18 protein-coding genes are annotated in these 16,547 nt (G+C 44.8%); 11 read left to right on the top strand and 7 right to left on the bottom strand.

The annotated features are described in order from the left end of the window. The first annotated feature begins 219 nt into the window (after window positions 1-219). The 6 genes from NAF01_RS22140 to NAF01_RS22115 all read left to right on the top strand — a co-directional run bounded on the left by NAF01_RS22140 (window position 220) and on the right by NAF01_RS22115 (window position 4,314). Window positions 220-933 (top strand): DUF459 domain-containing protein, encoded by a 714-nt coding sequence (locus NAF01_RS22140; protein WP_250801135.1) that lies wholly within the window; start codon window positions 220-222, stop codon window positions 931-933. A 413-nt stretch (window positions 934-1,346) separates the two neighbouring features. Further along, the gene (locus NAF01_RS22135) at window positions 1,347-1,691 is read left to right on the top strand and encodes a hypothetical protein (RefSeq protein WP_035329260.1); all 345 of its coding nucleotides are present in this window, start codon (window positions 1,347-1,349) and stop codon (window positions 1,689-1,691) included. Between the two features lie 350 nt (window positions 1,692-2,041). Then, complete coding sequence (locus NAF01_RS22130) at window positions 2,042-2,356, top strand: magnetosome magnetite crystal formation protein family (RefSeq protein ID WP_163142209.1); 315 nt, start codon at window positions 2,042-2,044, stop codon at window positions 2,354-2,356. A 23-nt stretch (window positions 2,357-2,379) separates the two neighbouring features. Next, window positions 2,380-3,489: a DUF4097 family beta strand repeat-containing protein gene (locus tag NAF01_RS22125; protein ID WP_048009338.1), complete on the top strand. Its 1,110-nt coding sequence runs from the start codon at window positions 2,380-2,382 to the stop codon at window positions 3,487-3,489. Window positions 3,490-3,756: 267 nt separating this feature from the next. After that, window positions 3,757-3,951, top strand: a complete 195-nt coding sequence (locus tag NAF01_RS22120) for a PspC domain-containing protein (protein ID WP_226618519.1) — start codon at window positions 3,757-3,759, stop codon at window positions 3,949-3,951. A gap of 3 nt (window positions 3,952-3,954) precedes the next feature. Then, on the top strand, window positions 3,955-4,314 hold the full coding sequence (locus tag NAF01_RS22115) for a phage holin family protein (RefSeq protein ID WP_048009336.1): 360 nt from the start codon (window positions 3,955-3,957) through the stop codon (window positions 4,312-4,314). Window positions 4,315-4,353: 39 nt separating this feature from the next. Here NAF01_RS22115 and NAF01_RS22110 read toward each other — a convergent pair whose 3' ends face one another. The 7 genes from NAF01_RS22110 to NAF01_RS22080 form a co-directional block, all read right to left on the bottom strand. Next, window positions 4,354-5,019, bottom strand: coding sequence for an N-acetylmuramoyl-L-alanine amidase (locus tag NAF01_RS22110; protein ID WP_197247064.1), 666 nt, complete (start codon window positions 5,017-5,019; stop codon window positions 4,354-4,356). Window positions 5,020-5,126: 107 nt separating this feature from the next. Beyond that, window positions 5,127-5,858, bottom strand: a complete 732-nt coding sequence (locus NAF01_RS22105; protein WP_048009334.1) for a GntR family transcriptional regulator — start codon at window positions 5,856-5,858, stop codon at window positions 5,127-5,129. 32 nt (window positions 5,859-5,890) lie between these two features. Beyond that, a complete protein-coding gene (gene nagB, locus NAF01_RS22100; protein WP_226618518.1) occupies window positions 5,891-6,625 on the bottom strand; it encodes a glucosamine-6-phosphate deaminase in 735 nt (244 codons plus the stop codon). Next, the gene (gene nagA / locus NAF01_RS22095; protein WP_250801134.1) at window positions 6,622-7,812 is read right to left on the bottom strand and encodes an N-acetylglucosamine-6-phosphate deacetylase; all 1,191 of its coding nucleotides are present in this window, start codon (window positions 7,810-7,812) and stop codon (window positions 6,622-6,624) included. Before nagA ends, nagB begins: the two co-directional genes overlap by 4 nt. Before the next feature lie 186 nt (window positions 7,813-7,998). Beyond that, window positions 7,999-8,898 carry an N-acetylmuramic acid 6-phosphate etherase gene (murQ, locus tag NAF01_RS22090; RefSeq protein WP_250801133.1) on the bottom strand — a complete coding sequence of 300 codons (900 nt, stop codon included), beginning with the start codon at window positions 8,896-8,898 and terminating at the stop codon, window positions 7,999-8,001. Next, a complete protein-coding gene (locus NAF01_RS22085) occupies window positions 8,898-9,968 on the bottom strand; it encodes a DUF871 domain-containing protein (protein WP_250801132.1) in 1,071 nt (356 codons plus the stop codon). The genes murQ and NAF01_RS22085 overlap by 1 nt, the downstream gene beginning before the upstream one ends. Window positions 9,969-10,199: 231 nt before the next feature. Further along, window positions 10,200-11,579, bottom strand: coding sequence for a PTS transporter subunit EIIC (locus NAF01_RS22080; protein WP_163142224.1), 1,380 nt, complete (start codon window positions 11,577-11,579; stop codon window positions 10,200-10,202). 351 nt (window positions 11,580-11,930) lie between these two features. On the opposite strand from NAF01_RS22080, the gene hprK reads away from it, so the two are divergent. From hprK to NAF01_RS22055, 5 genes are all read left to right on the top strand, one after another. Further along, window positions 11,931-12,866 carry an HPr(Ser) kinase/phosphatase gene (gene hprK, locus NAF01_RS22075; RefSeq protein ID WP_048009328.1) on the top strand — a complete coding sequence of 312 codons (936 nt, stop codon included), beginning with the start codon at window positions 11,931-11,933 and terminating at the stop codon, window positions 12,864-12,866. 123 nt (window positions 12,867-12,989) lie between these two features. Next, window positions 12,990-13,814, top strand: a complete 825-nt coding sequence (lgt, locus tag NAF01_RS22070; RefSeq protein WP_250801131.1) for a prolipoprotein diacylglyceryl transferase — start codon at window positions 12,990-12,992, stop codon at window positions 13,812-13,814. A gap of 24 nt (window positions 13,815-13,838) precedes the next feature. After that, the gene (locus NAF01_RS22065; RefSeq protein WP_197218376.1) at window positions 13,839-14,786 is read left to right on the top strand and encodes a nucleoside recognition domain-containing protein; all 948 of its coding nucleotides are present in this window, start codon (window positions 13,839-13,841) and stop codon (window positions 14,784-14,786) included. Beyond that, window positions 14,776-15,423, top strand: coding sequence for a pyrophosphatase PpaX (ppaX, locus tag NAF01_RS22060; RefSeq protein ID WP_048009325.1), 648 nt, complete (start codon window positions 14,776-14,778; stop codon window positions 15,421-15,423). Before NAF01_RS22065 ends, ppaX begins: the two co-directional genes overlap by 11 nt. Beyond that, window positions 15,420-15,971, top strand: a complete 552-nt coding sequence (locus NAF01_RS22055) for an acyltransferase (protein ID WP_048009324.1) — start codon at window positions 15,420-15,422, stop codon at window positions 15,969-15,971. Before ppaX ends, NAF01_RS22055 begins: the two co-directional genes overlap by 4 nt. Window positions 15,972-16,547 lie beyond the last annotated feature (576 nt).

The raw sequence follows: 16,547 nt of genomic DNA, 5'->3' as shown, positions 1-16,547 counted from the left end.
GCAGTACCTTTTTGGTACTGCTTCTTTTTTATGATAAGGAAGTATAATTTTAACTTTGAGAACTGTCTAGCTCCAGCGCCTACCCCCTCGAGTTGTCGGGGGTGGGCAAGGCGCTTGCGCTTTTCTTTTGGAAATGAGATTAAACAACTGGGATGCGGGGTAAAGAACATGCGTCTGCAGCAGCCCTTAATTATCTCAACCAAGAAAGGAACTTACACTATGAAAAATAAAATTTACCTTTTAGCAGGCATTATCCTGTTAGGGATCGGCATCTATCTTTCCATCACATTCCTTGGAGATGAGAAAAAAGCGGAAAGCAGCCAAATGATTGTTGCTTTTGGGGATTCACTTACCTATGGATATGGAGATGAAACAGAAGAGGGCTATATTGGGAGGCTGCAGAGCAAGCTGGATAAGGAATATCAGGATAAGAATTACTGCATAACAAATCATGGAGTGTATGGCTATAAATCGTCTGATGTTCTCCAGCAAATGCTCAAACCGAAAGTGGCAGATGATATCAAAAATGCAGATATGTTCATTGTATATATTGGCACAAACGATTTGCTGAAAAGCAATGGCGGGGATCTGTATCCGCTCCATCACGAAAATCTTGTTGAAGCTAAGGACATATATGAAGATAAACTGAATGGGATCCTGGAAACACTCGAAACCGCCAACAGTGATGCACCTGTTATCCTGATTGGACTATACAATCCTTATCCTGACGGCGACCGGATTGAAAAGTATATTGACCATTGGAACAAATCCATCAGAAAAAAAGCGGCAGAAGATAAACATATCACCTACATTTCCACCAATGAACTGTTCAAGGGAAAAAACAAAAAACAATACTTCGCTGATTCCCTTCATCCAAACGGAAAGGGTTATGAGCTGATTGCTGAAAAAATTATAGATAATTACTCATTTTAAGTTCTTGGTAAGTCTTATAAAAATTGCTTCTGCGTAGACTTTGTTTTCTTATATCTGTGAAAACGCTAATATGATATTTTTGTGTGTTGATTGGAGCGGAAGGTGCGAGATCCTCGAAAATGCTGCCGCATTTTCTTCGTGCGGTGATTATTCGTGGATGCTTATTCAAAGTCCTGCGGGAGTAGCGGGACAGGTGAGACCCCGCAGACGCAGAGCGTCGAGGAGGCTCACCGCCTGCCCCGCGGGTTTGCTGAGTGCCTGCAGCGGAAATCAACACTCCCACATCAACAGGCAATATCTCCTCCTTTTAATTGATAACACAATGTAATGTTCCAGCAAAATCTGTGTAACCAAGCAGCGTTATACTCCTATATAAGGGAAACTATTGTCTGGAAACAGAAGGGGAGGTCATTATGGAGGATTATTTAGCGAAGTCACTGGAAGAATGGAAAGAAGATATTTCTGAAGTTTTGGACCAAATTAATAATGAATACGAGGATGTTAAAAAAGAGCTGAAAGTATATTCCTACAAATACGGAATTACAAAGCAGGTTATCCAATCTACTGTGAACGAAGAGATCATTGATAATATCCGTGAAATGTATCATAAGCCTTTTGAAGAGAAGTATAACGAATTGAAAGAGTACATACGTGATTTAGATGAAAAACGAAAGGTTTTCCAGATGTTTGTCAATAAGATCGACGAAGTGAAAAAGAAGGAAGCGCCGCGCACCGACCTGGCAGCTGCCTATAAATAGCCAATAAACCGTCTTTGAATAAAAGGCGGTTTTTTTATCGCAGTCTAACGGGCAGTAAGACCCCCACTTCAAGACTTAGAGGAATCAAAGGAGGATAAGTGGGGGTCAAACTGCCCGTAAAGGCCCGATTGGTTCAACTAACAATCAGTGGGGGATAAGGAAAACCCCCACTGATTGAAGTTTCACTTTATAGAAAAGGCTATGAGACTTGAGGCCATGGAGCCCATCAGCCTGCAGATGTATTTTTAAGAATATGGAGGAAAATGCTCCGTTGATTTTCTATAATGAAGAGGGAGCTGAAACTTTTACCGCGCCAGTTCCGTATTACACAGATAAAGGAGCTGAGAACATTGGAAACAAGAAAGGTTCTATCTGCTTTAAGTTATTTTAGCATTATGTTCGCAGGATTTATTTTTCCGCTTATTGTATTTTTTGCTTCAGAAGACAGGGAAGTGAAGCGGCATGCAAAGAGTGCATTCTTATCACATTTGATCCCGCTGGTTCCTGTTCCATTCATTGTTTTTGCAGCGGTAACTCAGTTTACAGTATATGATCAGGAAATTCCGGTATTTTTTCTTGCAGCTGTCGGCATCACAATCATTCTGCTATTAATTGTATTTATATGGAATATCATTAAAGGGGTAAAAGTCCTGATACAGGAATAGAACTAATAGAGGAGGGCCAGAAAATGAAAGAGGAACGTAAACGTATTTTGAAAATGGTCGAGGATGGAAAGCTTACAGTTGATGAAGCTTTAACTCTGCTGGAACAGCTTGAGCAAACAAATCAGACGATGGAACAGAAGCAGGAGGACTTAATTAAGGAGCTATCTGCTGAGGTTAAGTTTGAAGAAGCTAAAAAAGGTGAGCCATATAGCTCAAAGCATCAAAGTGCCAAGGAGAAAATCATTGATTTTGTAGATTCAGCATTTAAGAAAGTGAAGGATCTGGATCTTGATTTTAATTTTGGGAAAAGTGTTGAAATCTCTCATATATTTCAGCATGCAGACGCATACTTAAAAGATCTGGACATTGATGTTGCCAATGGAACAGTTAAGGTAATTCCGTGGGAGCAAAGTGATGTGCGTGTTGAATGCAAGGCCAAGGTCTATCGTGTGGATAATCAGGATGAAGCCCGCAGGAATTTTCTGAAGGATGTTATTTTTGCCATTGAAGGGCAGAGGCTGAGATTTTCGACTCAGCAAAAATGGATGAAGCTTGAAGCAGTCATCTATATTCCAAAGTCTGAATATGAAAATGTGAAAATCCGCATGTTTAATGGGCCGATTGAAAGCCAAAACTTATCAGTGGAAAACTTTAAAGCGAAAACGGCTAATGGAAAAATAACGGTTAGTGATTTGAACAGCCGTAATGTGGAGGCTGAAACAGCTAACGGGCAGATTACCATTCAAAAAAGCCGGATCGATCATGTGGAAGCCGAAACGTTAAATGGCGCCATTCTGGCTGATGGAGACTTCAAAAAAGCTGAACTGCAATCCTTTAATGGAAATGTAACGTGCAGGGCAGAAAATGAGCGCTGCGAATGGATCGAAGCGAAGGCAGCGACGGGCAGCATCGATCTCTTTGTTCCGGATTTCGCTGCTGTCAGCGGAGAGCTTCGCACCAATCTGGGCAGTTTCCATCCTGACATTGAGGGTATTGAAGTAATAGAAGAAAAGAGCGAAGTGATTCAGAAAATGATGCGTTTTAAATCTGTAAAAGAAAGCGGCAGCGGACTTAAGCTGCGGGCTGACTCAAAGACAGGTGCCATCACGATCAAACGGTCAACAGCCTGGTAAAATGCGGTGGAAAGGGCGCCTTCCGCTTTTCTTGATAGAATGTATCATTTCTGAAGTTAGATTACTGTCTAGCTCCAGGCGCCATCGGCTCGAGGTCATAAGCCAATCCGGCCAAAAGGTTAAAGAACAACCTTTCAGCCGGCTCGTCTTATGCTTGAGGCCCGCAGGATGCGGGTCATGCAGACGTTGCCACAGGACGTGGCGGTTTTAGTCTGCGTTCCTTTATAAGCGGGCGCCTTCCGCTTTTCTTGATAGGAGGGATTTTTAATGAACAAATTAATTCGCTCCCGCAGCAACCGGAAATTAGCGGGAGTATTGGGCGGCTTATCAAAATCGATTGGAATAGACGCTACCATACTCAGGGTGATTTTCATTGTTTTATTATTTACAACTGGCGTTTTTCCGATGACACTCGTTTATGCCCTGCTTGTGTTTGTGCTTCCGAATGAAGAGGTGCGGTAGGTCATGAGATGGATCCTGGGAATCTTGATAAATGCGGTCCTGTTTGTAGCGATCGCAGGTTTTTTTAAGGATTCGTTTTACTTGTCGGGATTTGGGGCTGCCGTTGGAGCCAGCTTCATGCTTTCTATCCTGAACATTCTTGTGAAGCCAATCCTGATTATTTTAACTCTTCCCGTAACTGTTTTAACGCTCGGTTTGTTCCTGTTCGTCATCAATGCTGTAACGCTTATGATAACGGATGGGTTTATGGGTGATTCTTTTGAAATTGCCGGGTTTGGCACAGCGATTCTGGTATCGGTGATTATGTCTATCGTTAACCTGATCATTCAAAAAGCAATCCTGGAACCGGCGAGGGAAAAATAAATGCGTTAAAAAGCCAGCATCCATTATGCTGGCTTTTTCCTATTCAATGATCGTCGGATTAAAGCCATCCTTCTGCAGATTTCCAGCAAGCTTCTCGGCGAGCTGCTTTTCGGAAAAGGCAACTTGAACTTTGTATTGTTTGATTCTATCATGCTTTCTTAAGCCGTATTGTTCGGCAATTGCTTTTGCAATAGCCTGTGCACAGCGTTTTCGGTAAATGGGGGTCCGGAGAAGGGAGGCTTCCTCTTTATTGGTCATAAACCCGCATTCCACAAGAACTGCAGTCATCTTTGTCTCACGCAGCACATGGAAATCAGCTGTTTTAACTCCCCGGTCCCGCAAGCCTGTAGAACTGATTAAGTTTCGCTGGATCTTTTGGGCTAATGCCAATGCTTCTCTAGGCTTGGAAGGGTAGACATATGTTTCAATTCCGCCTGCGCTGTTCCATTCGCCTGTTCCGTACGCATTGGCATGGATGGACACATAGCAGTCAGCGTTTTGAGTATTTGCCAGGGAGGTTCTTTCGGCAAGCGGCACGTCCCGTTCATCGGAGTGGGCAAAGAAAACCTCTGTATTCTGATACTTTCCCAGCATTTCCTTTGCAAGGCTGGCGACTGCACGGTTGAATTCATATTCTCTCATTCCATCAGGGCCACGTTTGCCTGGGGTGCTATATCCATGTCCGGCATCCAATATGATCTTCATCTGATCGCTCCTTTCTGATAAAAATATCTTCATCTATATAATATGGACAAACCTTCCAAAAGGACATGGCAAAATGAAAATTAGGAGAAAACCCTAAGGGCTTTCTCCTATTTTGGAGCGCGCTGCATCGTATGAACAAATTTGTAGCGGTCTGCACGGTATGCTGATTTTACAAGCTCAAAAGGTGTGCCGTCCTCTAAAAAGGAAGTGCGGGCGATAAGGAGTACAGGTGATCCAGGGTCTACCTGCAGGTGGTTTACCTCCGTTTCCTTAGCGATTGAGGCTTCAATCTGCTGGGTGGCTTCCCTGATGGTAAGGGATAATTTTTCTTCGATATGCTGATAAAGTGACTTGTTGATGATTTCTTCCGTAAGCCCTTTAACGAGATTGGCAGGCAAGTAGGTGGTTTCCAGCGCCATTGGCAGGCTATCAGCCATCCGCACCCGTTTGATTTCATATACCGGTGTGTTTTCTTTTATATCAAGCTTTCTCGCCAGCTGAGGCTCGGCCGGAATGATTTCAAATGATATTAGGCGGCTGCTCGGCACCATGCCGCGCTCTTTCATATCTTCCGTAAAGCTGGTTAATCCCTGAAGCTTTTGTTCGACCTTCTGCTTGTTGACAAAAGTTCCGCGCCCTTTTTGCCTGTATAAATAGCCATCGTTGACAAGGTTATTTAATGCCTGTCTGACTGTCATTCGGCTAATCTGATATTGCTCCGAATACTCGCGCTCAGAAGGAATGGCTTCATCAGGCTTTAACTTGCCGTTTTCTATTAATTGTTTAATATACTCTTCCAATTGGTGATATATCGGGATGGGTGATTGCTTATCGATCATGGAAATTCTCCTATCACTATTAGTACTGATCATCAATCCTGACTGACGAGGCTAAGTGCTTCTTCATCAGCGATGATGGTTACATTCGGATGATGCTTCAAGGCTGACGCGGGAAACTGTTCATCAGGCTCTCCGTTAACCAATTGTCTGATGGCTTCTGCCTTGGCTGAACCTGATGCGAGCAGGATGATTTCCCGGCTATCAAGAATCGAAGCGATTCCCATTGTAATGGCTTGGGCTGGAACGTCTTCTATAGAACTGAAAAATCTTGCGTTAGCCTTACGCGTGCTTTCCGCAAGGTCCACGACATGCGTACGGCTGTTAAAGGCAGTGCCCGGTTCATTGAATCCGATATGTCCGTTGCGTCCGATTCCCAGCACCTGCAGATCAATGTCCACCAGATCCTTGATCAGCTGTTCATACCGTTCGCATTCCCTGGACATATCTTCTGCGGCTCCATTGGGAAGATGCGTGTTTTCGAGCTGGATGTCCAGATGATCAAATAGTTCGCTATTCATGAAATGCCTGTAGCTATTAGGATCAGTTGGGGGCAGGCCGATATATTCGTCCAAATTAATCGTCGTGGCTTTTGCATAAGAAGTGCCATTTTCCTGATGATCTTTAATCAGTTCGGCATAAACTCCTTTTGGTGTACTGCCGGTTGCAAGCCCTAATGTCATATCAGGCTGCCGGCGGACTTTATCAATCACCAGCCTGGCAGCTTTTCGGCTCATATCGTGATAATCGGCTGTTCGAATGATTTTCAATTCCCTTTCACCTCACGTTCGAAGGCTTTGACGCCTCGGCAGAAGGTCATGGCAACTTCAAGGTTCTCATCGAGTACAACCAGGTCCGCATCCTTGCCTTCTGAAATGCTGCCTTTCCGGTCGAAAATATTGAGCTGTCTGGCCGGGTTGCTGCTCGCAAGCCGGACAGCTTCATGCAGCTGTATATCTGTAAAGTCAATCATATTTTTTATGGAGTCTTTCATTTTTAAGATGCTTCCAGCCAATGTGCCGTCAGCAAGCAGTGCCTGGCCATTTTCGACCTTTACATCCTGTCCTCCAAGATCATAATGGCCATTTTTCAGGCATTTGGCTCTCATCGAATCGGTTATCAGGATCATACCATCAGCGCCTTTGGCGTTTAGTGCAAGCTTGATCATCTCTGGCCGGACATGGATGCCGTCTGCGATCATTTCAACGATCAATTCCTTAAATAAAAGCGCAGCGCCGGCAACACCAGGTTCACGGTGATGCATGCCTCTCATTCCGTTAAACAGGTGGGTCACCTGTTTAGCTCCAGCCTGAACAGCTTTTTCCATTTCGGTAAAAATGGCATCACTATGGCCGATTGAAGGGACAACGCCATTTTCACTTAAATAGCGGATAAATTCATAGCCATTTGCTTTTTCTGGTGCCAGTGTGATCAGTTTGATCGTCCCGTCTGCTGCTTCCTGCCAGCGCTTAAAGAGTTCAATATCAGGCTCAAGGATATGATCCTTCGGCTGGGCTCCTCCTCTTGCTTCGTTAATAAACGGTCCCTCCAGGTGAATTCCGATTACTTCCGCCTTGCCTGGAGTATTTTGTTCTTTTTGAAAGTGAGCCGCATTGATCAGTGCAGCTTCTATTTTCTCTTTTTCCTGTGTGATGGTTGTGGCCAGGAAGCTTGTAGTCCCTTCTTCAGGCAAAACGCCGGCCACTGTGTTCAGCGCTTCAAATGTAGCATCCATCGTATCGGCACCGCCAGCGCCATGTATGTGGACATCAATAAACCCCGGACTGATTGTGTGCTCAGGGGAAAGTTCTATAATTTCAGTATCCTGGCCGATGGCAGGAAGCTCCTCCAAGGTTCCAGTCTTCAGGATATGCTCATTTTCTATTAAAATAAAACCTTTATCAATCGTGCTGTTTTCCAGAAGGATTCTGGCATTTTTCAGTAATATACGGCTCATTTCAGTTCATCTCCGTTTGAATGATACTTTTATTATAAAAGGTTTGCGCTGAGATGTCTATACCAGTTCAAGGATTTAACTTTCTAACACTTCTTGGTCTATACAACTAAAAATAGGATAGAAGGCGATCGGACGCTTCCTATCCTATTTATTTGAGATTTAGGAGAAATACATACCAAAAAATGATTAATTTGTATCCGCAGCTGCTTCTCGTAAGTAGCCATTATGCTTTTTCAGAAGCTCGGCGGCTGCTTCACCTTTTAATCCTGTTAAAATCTGAAGAATGGCGGCCTTCGTATGATAGTTCTGTTCTTTAAGTGCAGCCCGGGCTTCTTCATCAGATGCACCTGTAGCCATTTTAACGATATTCTCAGCACGCTTAAACAGCTTCTCATTTGTCATCTGCACATCTACCATTAAATTGCCGTACACTTTTCCCAGCTTGATCATGGATGCTGTCGTTAGCATGTTCAGGATGAGCTTTTGTGCAGTGCCTGCTTTCATTCTTGTAGAGCCTGTAACCACTTCCGGACCTGTGATAGGTGCAATCGTATATTTAGAGATTTTCCCCATTTCGGAATCTTTGGTGCAGGCAACTGAAACAGTAACAGCACCGACTTCGTTTCCGTATTGAAGAGCTCCGATCGTGTATGGCGTACGGCCGCTCGCCGCAATGCCGACAAGCACATCCTTGTCCGATAATTGAATATTGGCGACATCCTGGCGTCCCTGTTCACTGTCATCCTCAGCACCTTCAACCGCCTCGGTCATGGCTTCCTTGCCCCCGGCGATAATGCCGACAACCATTTCAGGGTCTGTTCCATATGTCGGCGGACATTCTGAAGCATCGATAATGCCAAGACGTCCTGAGGTGCCGGCTCCAACGTAAATCAAGCGGCCTCCTTTTTTAAAGCTCTCCGTAATTTCATCCACCACTTTTACAATGTGAGGGATTTCTCTTGCGATGGCATTAGGAACAATTGTATCCTCCTGATTTATGATTGTAATAATTTCTTCTGTTGTCATTAAATCGATTTCCATTGTTTTTGGGTTTCGCTGCTCTGTATTCAGCTTTGTAATATTCATTATTTATCCCTCACTATTAATTGAAATTTAGTTCCTGTCTTAATCTGATTCAGCAGGGGCATATCTTCTTCTATTACTCTGGCGATTACATTCACGCGTTCATCATGAGGGAGATCTGCCAGTGTAATTTGCATCTCTCCTGCGTAGCGGCCGTATAGAATATTATCAACTGTGACACTGCCTTTTTTACGTTCCAGCTGGTTTACAGGTTCCCATTTATTTGATCCCTGCCCGGCATAGGATCTTGATTCAACCGACCTGACAACATCCCGGGCAGGATCCATCCGATTTGTATGAGGTTTGTTAAGAAGATCCTCATAGATTTGTTCGCCGATCAGCTCGATCCGGAGAGGCACGGCACCTTCCGCAATTTTCGCCAGCTGTGCAAGAGTCCTATCTTTTACAGAATGATCACCAATCAATACCTTGTCTGTCCAGCAGCTGTTCAGCAGTTCAGCCGCAGCAGCAGCAGGTGACGAGCCCCGGTGTTTTTCAAGAGTAGGCAAACCGGCAAAAAGGGGCCCGCGAAACTCCCCGTCTCCAGGTAAAAATGCCATGGTAGTTATCCCCATGCCTTTTAGGAGCTTATTTCGCTCTATTAAAAAGTCTTTATTCAAACCGGTTTCCGGCCGCGGGTAAAAGTTATGCCAGGCTTCTATATTATTGGTTTTTAATCCCAGTTCCATCCACTCATGCAATTCTTCAGCAGAGATCGTACTGGCATTGATACCAAGTTTCATTTTTTTTGAGAGTTCAACAATCTGTTCAGAAGTGAAGCCATAATCAGCCCGGATTCCGGTAAGGCCCCATTCGAGAAGTGTATCAATCGAATCCCAGTCCAATCCTAAATGGTCCAATGATTGGGGAGAAACATCTGCGAGGAGTTCCATATGATGCTGCTTTGCCAAAGCCCCAAGATTCTGAAGTAAATGTTTATAAGTGCTGTGGTCATCTTCGGGAATATGGAGGGATGTGAAAATGGAAGTGAGGCCGTGAGAAGCCGCCCTTTCTATCCATTCCGCATTTTGATACTGACGCTCTTCTGATAAGTAAACTGATATTCCAAGCATCCTGGTCACCTCTTTAAATCTGAATTTTGTAAAAACGGGGACTCATAAGTAAAGAAGGAGGAATGGCTCCTCCTTCTCCTAAATTAGAAAATATAAAATCTTGAGTATGGATAACTGTCTAGCTCCACAAGGAACGCTTCGACAGCATTATCATCCACGACTAAAAGCGTTAGCTTTTAGGAGGAGCGCCTAGCCCCTCGAGGTGTCGGGGTGGACAAGGCGCTTCCGCTTTTATATATTTTTAGCCATTTCCTCTTTGAATCCGAACAGCCATGTGAACAGGAAGCCAAAAGCATAGGCAATTAATAGGCCAATCAGATACAGTATGATTTGATTGGTGTGAACGAGGAAGGCAAGCGGTATGCCGGAAACCCCGATGGCTACTGTAGCAATTTTGAAGAACGCCTGGAAAGCACCGCCGACAGCAGCTCCAAGACATGCTGTCAGGAATGGGCGTCCCAGCGGCAAGGTAACCCCGAAAATAAGCGGTTCGCCGATTCCAAGCATTCCAACCGGAAGTCCGCCTTTAATGACTCTCTTCAGACGGGCATTTTTTGTCTTGAAATAAATGGCGAATGCCGCACCTACCTGGCCTGCACCGCCCATTGCAAGAATCGGCAGCAGCGGGTCATCGCCGATTGAGTTAATCAATTCCATGTGAACTGGTGTTAAACCTTGATGCAAACCAGTTACAACTAAAGGAAGGAATGTTCCGGCAAGTACTAATCCAGCCAGAATGCCGCCGACATCAAGTATGCCAAGCAGGCCTTTAGTAATGATATCTGACAGGAATCCGCCAACAGGCTGCAGGATGAAGAAGGTTGCAAAGCCTGTAATTAATAATGCAAGTGTCGGTGTTACGATTATATCAACAGCTGAAGGAACGACTCTGCGGATTCTTTTTTCCAAAAAGGCCACCAATGCAGCAGCGAGCATGACTCCGATAAGTCCTCCGCGGCCCGGCACCAGCGCTTCACCGAACAAAGTGATATTGGCAAGGCCTGGATTAATTAATAGAATACCGGCCGCACCGCCCAGAGCAGGAGATCCTCCAAACTCCTTTGCTGTGTTAATACCAACAAATACCCCCAGGTAACCGAATAAACCCCAGCCAATCAGATCAAGCATTTGCACAAGAGTAGATTCCGGATCTCCGCCTGATTTGATAATTACATTATTGATCCCTGCTATCAAACCGGAAGCAACGATAGCCGGGATCAGCGGGATGAAGATACTTGCAATTTTTCGTAAAAACAGTTTGAAAGGTGTAGCGTTTTTCTCATTGAGTCCGGCTTTCGTCCGGGCTGCCAGACCCTCCAATGAAGTGTCAATCTCTTCTTCATCATCAACGGAAGAAACATTTTTGCCTGTCATTCTGGAAACTTCGTCAGCTACTTTGGTGACGATTCCTGGTCCCAGTATGATTTGGAGTGTTTCTGCTTCCACAACACCCATAACGCCGTCAATATCCTTGATGCCATTCAGATTGACTTTGCTTTCATCGACTGGCTTCACGCGAAGACGGGTCATGCAGGAGGCCAGTTCCGCAATATTGCCTGTGCCGCCCAACTGCTCCGTAATCTCTTTCGCCAAACGTTCTTCTTTACGCATGAGCTTTTCCCCCTCTTTTTTTAAAATGAATAAACGTAATAAGAGCTAAAAAAATAAATGAATTCGCTTACATCCCCATCTTACCAAGGTTCAGTATAGTTGTCTATACCATTTATATATTTTTATATGGGCATGTCATCATATTTATACGCATAACAATCCTGAAAATTGTCCTTTTTAAACAGGATTAAGCATATGGGCCTAGAGTTAATTTTAAAAAATTCGATTTCAGAAATTTGGTTCTGCGTTAAAAAGTGCTAAAATAGAGTGAAACTTCATGAACTTAAAGAATTAAAGAGTTACATATAAAGAGATCATCCGGCAGTGCCAGCATTAAAGGAGGAACTTATTTTGGTAAAAGTGCGCACGAAAGATATCATAGAAAAATTTGGGCTTGAATTGATTGCCGGAGAGGAAGGCATAAACCGGCCGATTACAACGAGTGATATTTCACGTCCGGGCTTGGAGATGGCAGGTTATTTTGATTATTATCCGGCTGAACGCGTTCAATTGATCGGAAAAACGGAACTGTCTTTCGTTGAAAAGTTAACAAATTCTGAGCGGGAAATCCGGCTTGAACGCCTCTGTACAGATATTACGCCCGGCATAATCGTGACGAGAGGACTTGATATCCCTGAAGAACTGATTGAAGCAGCCGAGAGAGAATCGGTTCCGCTGCTTCGCTCCAAGCAAAAAACGACCCGTTTTTCCAGTTTGCTGACAAATTTTCTGGAAAGCAAGCTTGCTCCAACGACAGCTGTTCACGGCGTCCTTGTTGATATTTATGGGGTAGGGGTGCTGATAACAGGTAAGAGCGGAGTAGGTAAAAGCGAGACGGCACTCGAATTAGTAAAACGCGGACACCGCCTTGTTGCGGATGACTGTGTGGAGATCAGGCAGGAAGATGAAGATTACCTGGTGGGAAATTCACCGGAATTGATTGAACATCTGCTTGAAATCCGCGGTCTCGGCATTATCAATGTTATGACACTGTTCGGTGCTGGAGCTGTCCGCAGCTATAAGAAAATCTCTGTGGTTATGAATTTGGAGCTGTGGGACCCGAAAAAACAGTACGATCGTCTCGGCCTTGATGAAGAAAAAATGAAAATCATCGATACGGAGATTACGAAACTGACCATTCCGGTTAGACCCGGACGAAATCTCGCTGTCATCATTGAGGTGGCTGCCATGAACTTCCGCTTAAAGAGAATGGGAATGAATGCAGCCGAACAGTTCACGAACCGCCTCTCAGATGTGATTGAAGACGGAGACCATGATGATCGTTAATCTGTGATAACAGGTCAGCCATTTTTCAATCAAACGTTTGATTGAAAGCTGTTAATCCTCATCAGGCTTTAAAAAAGAATAGATAAAAGAGCGCCGCTGCGCTTTTCGAAAGGAGAAGTGATCATGGAAAACAATATTCAGCCGTTAGATCCGATTGCCATTTCCCTTGGGCCGATTCAGGTCCACTGGTATGGTCTGATTATCGGCCTCGGCATTGCACTGGCTCTCATTATCGCGATGAGGGAAGGGGAAAGAAGGGGACTCCCTAAGGACATCTTTGCCGATTTAATGCTGTGGGCTATTCCCATTGCGATTATTTCCGCAAGGATCTATTATGTTATATTTCAATGGGATTTTTACTCGCAGAACCCGGGTGAAATCATCAAAATATGGAATGGCGGAATTGCCATTCATGGAGCTTTAATTGGTTCTGTCATCACCGCTTATGTTTTCGCAAAGAAAAAGCATATCTCATTCTGGAAGCTTGCTGATATTGCAGCGCCAAGCATCATTTTGGGTCAGGCAATCGGCCGCTGGGGCAACTTCATGAATCAGGAGGCGCACGGGAGGGAAGTCAGCCGGGCGTTTCTGGAGAACATGCATCTGCCTGAATTTATCATTAACCAGATGTATATTAACGGAGCTTATTATCATCCGACGTTTTTATATGAATCCATCTGGAATATCATTGGATTTATCATCCTTATATTATTAAGAAGAGCAAACTTAAGGCGCGGAGAGCTTTTCCTCTCGTATGTTATCTGGTACTCGATCGGACGTTTCTTCGTAGAAGGCCTCCGTACCGACAGCCTGATGCTCACTGAGAATTTAAGAATTGCTCAGACAATATCTATCGTTCTTATTATTGTGGCGCTGGTTCTGATTTTTTATAGAAGAGCAGAAGGTCTTGCTAAAGCTCGTTATTTGGATAAAGCCGAGGGGAAATAACACACACAGGGGAGAGTATTAGAGATGCTGGTTGAATCATCCAAAAAGGGGCTGATGGCCGGCTTAAAGACAACATGGACACTCGGGAAAGTCATATTCCCGGTCACGCTGATTGTGGCACTGCTGCAGCATACGCCGGTGCTTCCATGGGTTATCAAGCTGATCACACCCCTTATGAATCTGATCGGGCTGTCAGGAGATGCAGCCATACCGCTTGTTTTGGGGAACTTCTTGAACTTGTATGCCGGAATTGGAGCTATCCTTACGCTCGATTTAACGGTTAAAGAAGTGTTTATTATTGCCGTCATGCTGTCGTTTTCACATAATATGCTGATTGAAACGGGAGTCGCTTTGAAGGTTGGCGTTAAGCTATGGGTCGTTCTTACCGTGCGTTTCGGATTGGCGCTGTTGAGTGCCATTGTTATCAACCTTGTTTGGCAGGGCGGATCCGAAACGGCTAAGTACGGATTTATTCCGGCAAAAGAAGAGCAGGTATCCGGGGCATTGCCAATCGTGCTGGATGCACTTCAGACGGCTTTGCTCGGCATTCTCCAGCTTGCCATCATCGTCATTCCGCTGATGATCATTATTCAGATTTTAAAAGATATGCAATGGCTTGCTGTCTTTTCAAGATGGATGGCGCCTGTGACCAGGGCACTTGGAATGAAAGAAAATACGTCTACAACCCTTGCAGCCGGATTGCTGATTGGCCTAGCTTATGGGGCGGGTGTCATGATCCAGGCTGTAGAGGAAGATGGCGTCAGCAAAAAAGATGTAACGATCGCATTTATTTTCCTTGTAGCCTGCCACGCAGTCGTTGAAGATACACTGATTTTCGTGCCGCTTGGCATTCCGGTCTTGCCGCTGCTGCTGATCCGCCTGGGTGTGGCAGTCATTCTGACACTGGTGGTGGCGATGATTTGGAACCGTGCTGATCTGGCAAAAAGAAAGGAAGCAACATATGAGCATTAACACACTATTATTTGATTTAGATGGAACATTAATTGACACAAATGAATTGATTATTTCCTCGTTTTTGCATACGCTCGGAAAATATTATCCTGACCGCTATCAGCGGGAAGATGTTCTTCCGTTCATGGGGCCAACCCTGCATGAAACATTTGAGTCCATCAACCCGGAAAAAGTGGAGGAGATGATCTCGGTTTACCGGGAGTACAATATTAAGAACCACGACGTCCTGGTGAAGGAATTTGCCGGCGTGTTTGAAACGGTTCGGACTTTAAAAGAATCAGGATATAAACTGGGCATTGTTACGACGAAAGTTTCCAATGTAGTTGAAAAGGGCTTAAAGCTGACTAATCTTGATCAGTTTTTCGATGTGGTTGTCACGCTTGATCATGTGGATAAGCCAAAGCCGGATCCGGAGCCAATCTTGAAGGCGTTGAGCCTGCTGGATGCGAAGCCGGAGGAAGCCATTATGGTCGGCGATAATTCACACGATATCGATGGCGGAAAAAACGCCGGCACGAAAACGGCTGGTGTTGCCTGGACAGCGAAAGGCCGCGAATTCCTCGCGCGCTTTGAACCGGATTATATGCTGGACAATATGGCTGACCTGCTCGATATCCTTGAGGCAGAAAATCAATGAGAAAAACGGAGCGTTTTCCGGTAGAGGGAGGCAATTCTCTCTGGCATGTGTATAAAACGGTTCCGTTCCTGAAGGTTGTCAAAAACTTTATTGTGATTCAGCTTGCGCGCTATACGCCATTTCTGGGAATGAAAAATTGGCTCTACCGTAATTTTCTGAGAATGAAGGTGGGGGACCAGACATCATTTGCACTAATGGTGATGCTGGATGTCATGTTCCCGGAAAAAATAAGTGTCGGCCGCAACACGGTCATTGGCTACAACACGACAATCCTCGCTCATGAATATCTGATTAAGGAATACCGCCTTGGCCAGGTTGATATTGGCAGTGAAGTCATGATTGGCGCTAACTCAACTATACTGCCGGGTGTCACAATTGGTGATGGAGCCATTGTTTCAGCCGGAACGCTTGTCCATAAAGATGTCCCGGCCGGAGCCTTTGTCGGCGGCAACCCTATGCGTGTCATCTATACAAAGGAAGAGCTTGCCGCTCGCTGGGCGGACGATCCGATATATGGTGCAGATAATAATAAAACTCCGCTTGCTTAGGCTGGCGGAGTTTTTATAATCAATAACTTCAAATAACCTATAGAAAAAAGAACAAACTATATAAGTAAGCTCCTTTTTAAAAAAAGGAGTCTTTTTTATCGCAGTCTAACGGGCAGTTAGACCCCTACTTCAAGACTCAGAGGAATCAAAGGAGGATAAGTGGGTGTCAAACTGCCCAATCTAGCTGCGGCTCCTAGGGGCTCGAGGTCATAAGCCAATCAGCTGATGGGAAGAAAAGCACTCCCCACCATCTGCTCGTCTTATGCTTGTCACCCCAAGGCAAGTCGCCTCGCTTTATAATGTAAAGGCCCGATTGGTGAGATACAGTGAAACTTGCCGACGCGCAGGCAGAGGCTTAGTTGAACCAATCGGGTTCGTAGTGTCGATTGATCGAAGCGCTAGCGGAGATCTTAGCGACACTAGAACGCGACTAACAATCAGTGGGGGATAAGAAAAACCCCCACTGATTGAAGTTTCACTTTATTTTTCAGTCTCTATTGGTTGACGGCGTGGTGAATGCGCGTTAAACTACATATAACTTCAATCTACTACCATATTAGCGAACTAAAGGATTCG

Source organism: Cytobacillus firmus, assembly GCF_023657595.1.
Classification (GTDB): domain Bacteria; phylum Bacillota; class Bacilli; order Bacillales; family Cytobacillaceae; genus Cytobacillus; species Cytobacillus firmus_B.
The sequence above is the reverse complement of the archived record's forward strand: the minus strand, read 5'-3'. Positions and strand labels throughout refer to the sequence as shown.

What these genes read in the sequence shown, in the direction of transcription:
- NAF01_RS22065 (WP_197218376.1), top strand. Translation starts at nt 13,839, where the DNA reads ATGCTGGTTGAATCATCCAAAAAGGGGCTGATGGCCGGCTTAAAGACA.
- NAF01_RS22110 (WP_197247064.1), bottom strand. Translation starts at nt 5,019, where the DNA reads ATGAAGATCATATTGGATGCCGGACATGGATATAGCACCCCAGGCAAA.
- NAF01_RS22115 (WP_048009336.1), top strand. Translation starts at nt 3,955, where the DNA reads ATGAGATGGATCCTGGGAATCTTGATAAATGCGGTCCTGTTTGTAGCG.
- NAF01_RS22135 (WP_035329260.1), top strand. Translation starts at nt 1,347, where the DNA reads ATGGAGGATTATTTAGCGAAGTCACTGGAAGAATGGAAAGAAGATATT.
- ppaX (WP_048009325.1), top strand. Translation starts at nt 14,776, where the DNA reads ATGAGCATTAACACACTATTATTTGATTTAGATGGAACATTAATTGAC.
- NAF01_RS22140 (WP_250801135.1), top strand. Translation starts at nt 220, where the DNA reads ATGAAAAATAAAATTTACCTTTTAGCAGGCATTATCCTGTTAGGGATC.
- NAF01_RS22080 (WP_163142224.1), bottom strand. Translation starts at nt 11,579, where the DNA reads ATGCGTAAAGAAGAACGTTTGGCGAAAGAGATTACGGAGCAGTTGGGC.
- NAF01_RS22085 (WP_250801132.1), bottom strand. Translation starts at nt 9,968, where the DNA reads ATGCTTGGAATATCAGTTTACTTATCAGAAGAGCGTCAGTATCAAAAT.
- murQ (WP_250801133.1), bottom strand. Translation starts at nt 8,898, where the DNA reads ATGAATATTACAAAGCTGAATACAGAGCAGCGAAACCCAAAAACAATG.
- NAF01_RS22105 (WP_048009334.1), bottom strand. Translation starts at nt 5,858, where the DNA reads ATGATCGATAAGCAATCACCCATCCCGATATATCACCAATTGGAAGAG.
- NAF01_RS22125 (WP_048009338.1), top strand. Translation starts at nt 2,380, where the DNA reads ATGAAAGAGGAACGTAAACGTATTTTGAAAATGGTCGAGGATGGAAAG.
- NAF01_RS22055 (WP_048009324.1), top strand. Translation starts at nt 15,420, where the DNA reads ATGAGAAAAACGGAGCGTTTTCCGGTAGAGGGAGGCAATTCTCTCTGG.
- NAF01_RS22120 (WP_226618519.1), top strand. Translation starts at nt 3,757, where the DNA reads ATGAACAAATTAATTCGCTCCCGCAGCAACCGGAAATTAGCGGGAGTA.
- nagA (WP_250801134.1), bottom strand. Translation starts at nt 7,812, where the DNA reads ATGAGCCGTATATTACTGAAAAATGCCAGAATCCTTCTGGAAAACAGC.
- lgt (WP_250801131.1), top strand. Translation starts at nt 12,990, where the DNA reads ATGGAAAACAATATTCAGCCGTTAGATCCGATTGCCATTTCCCTTGGG.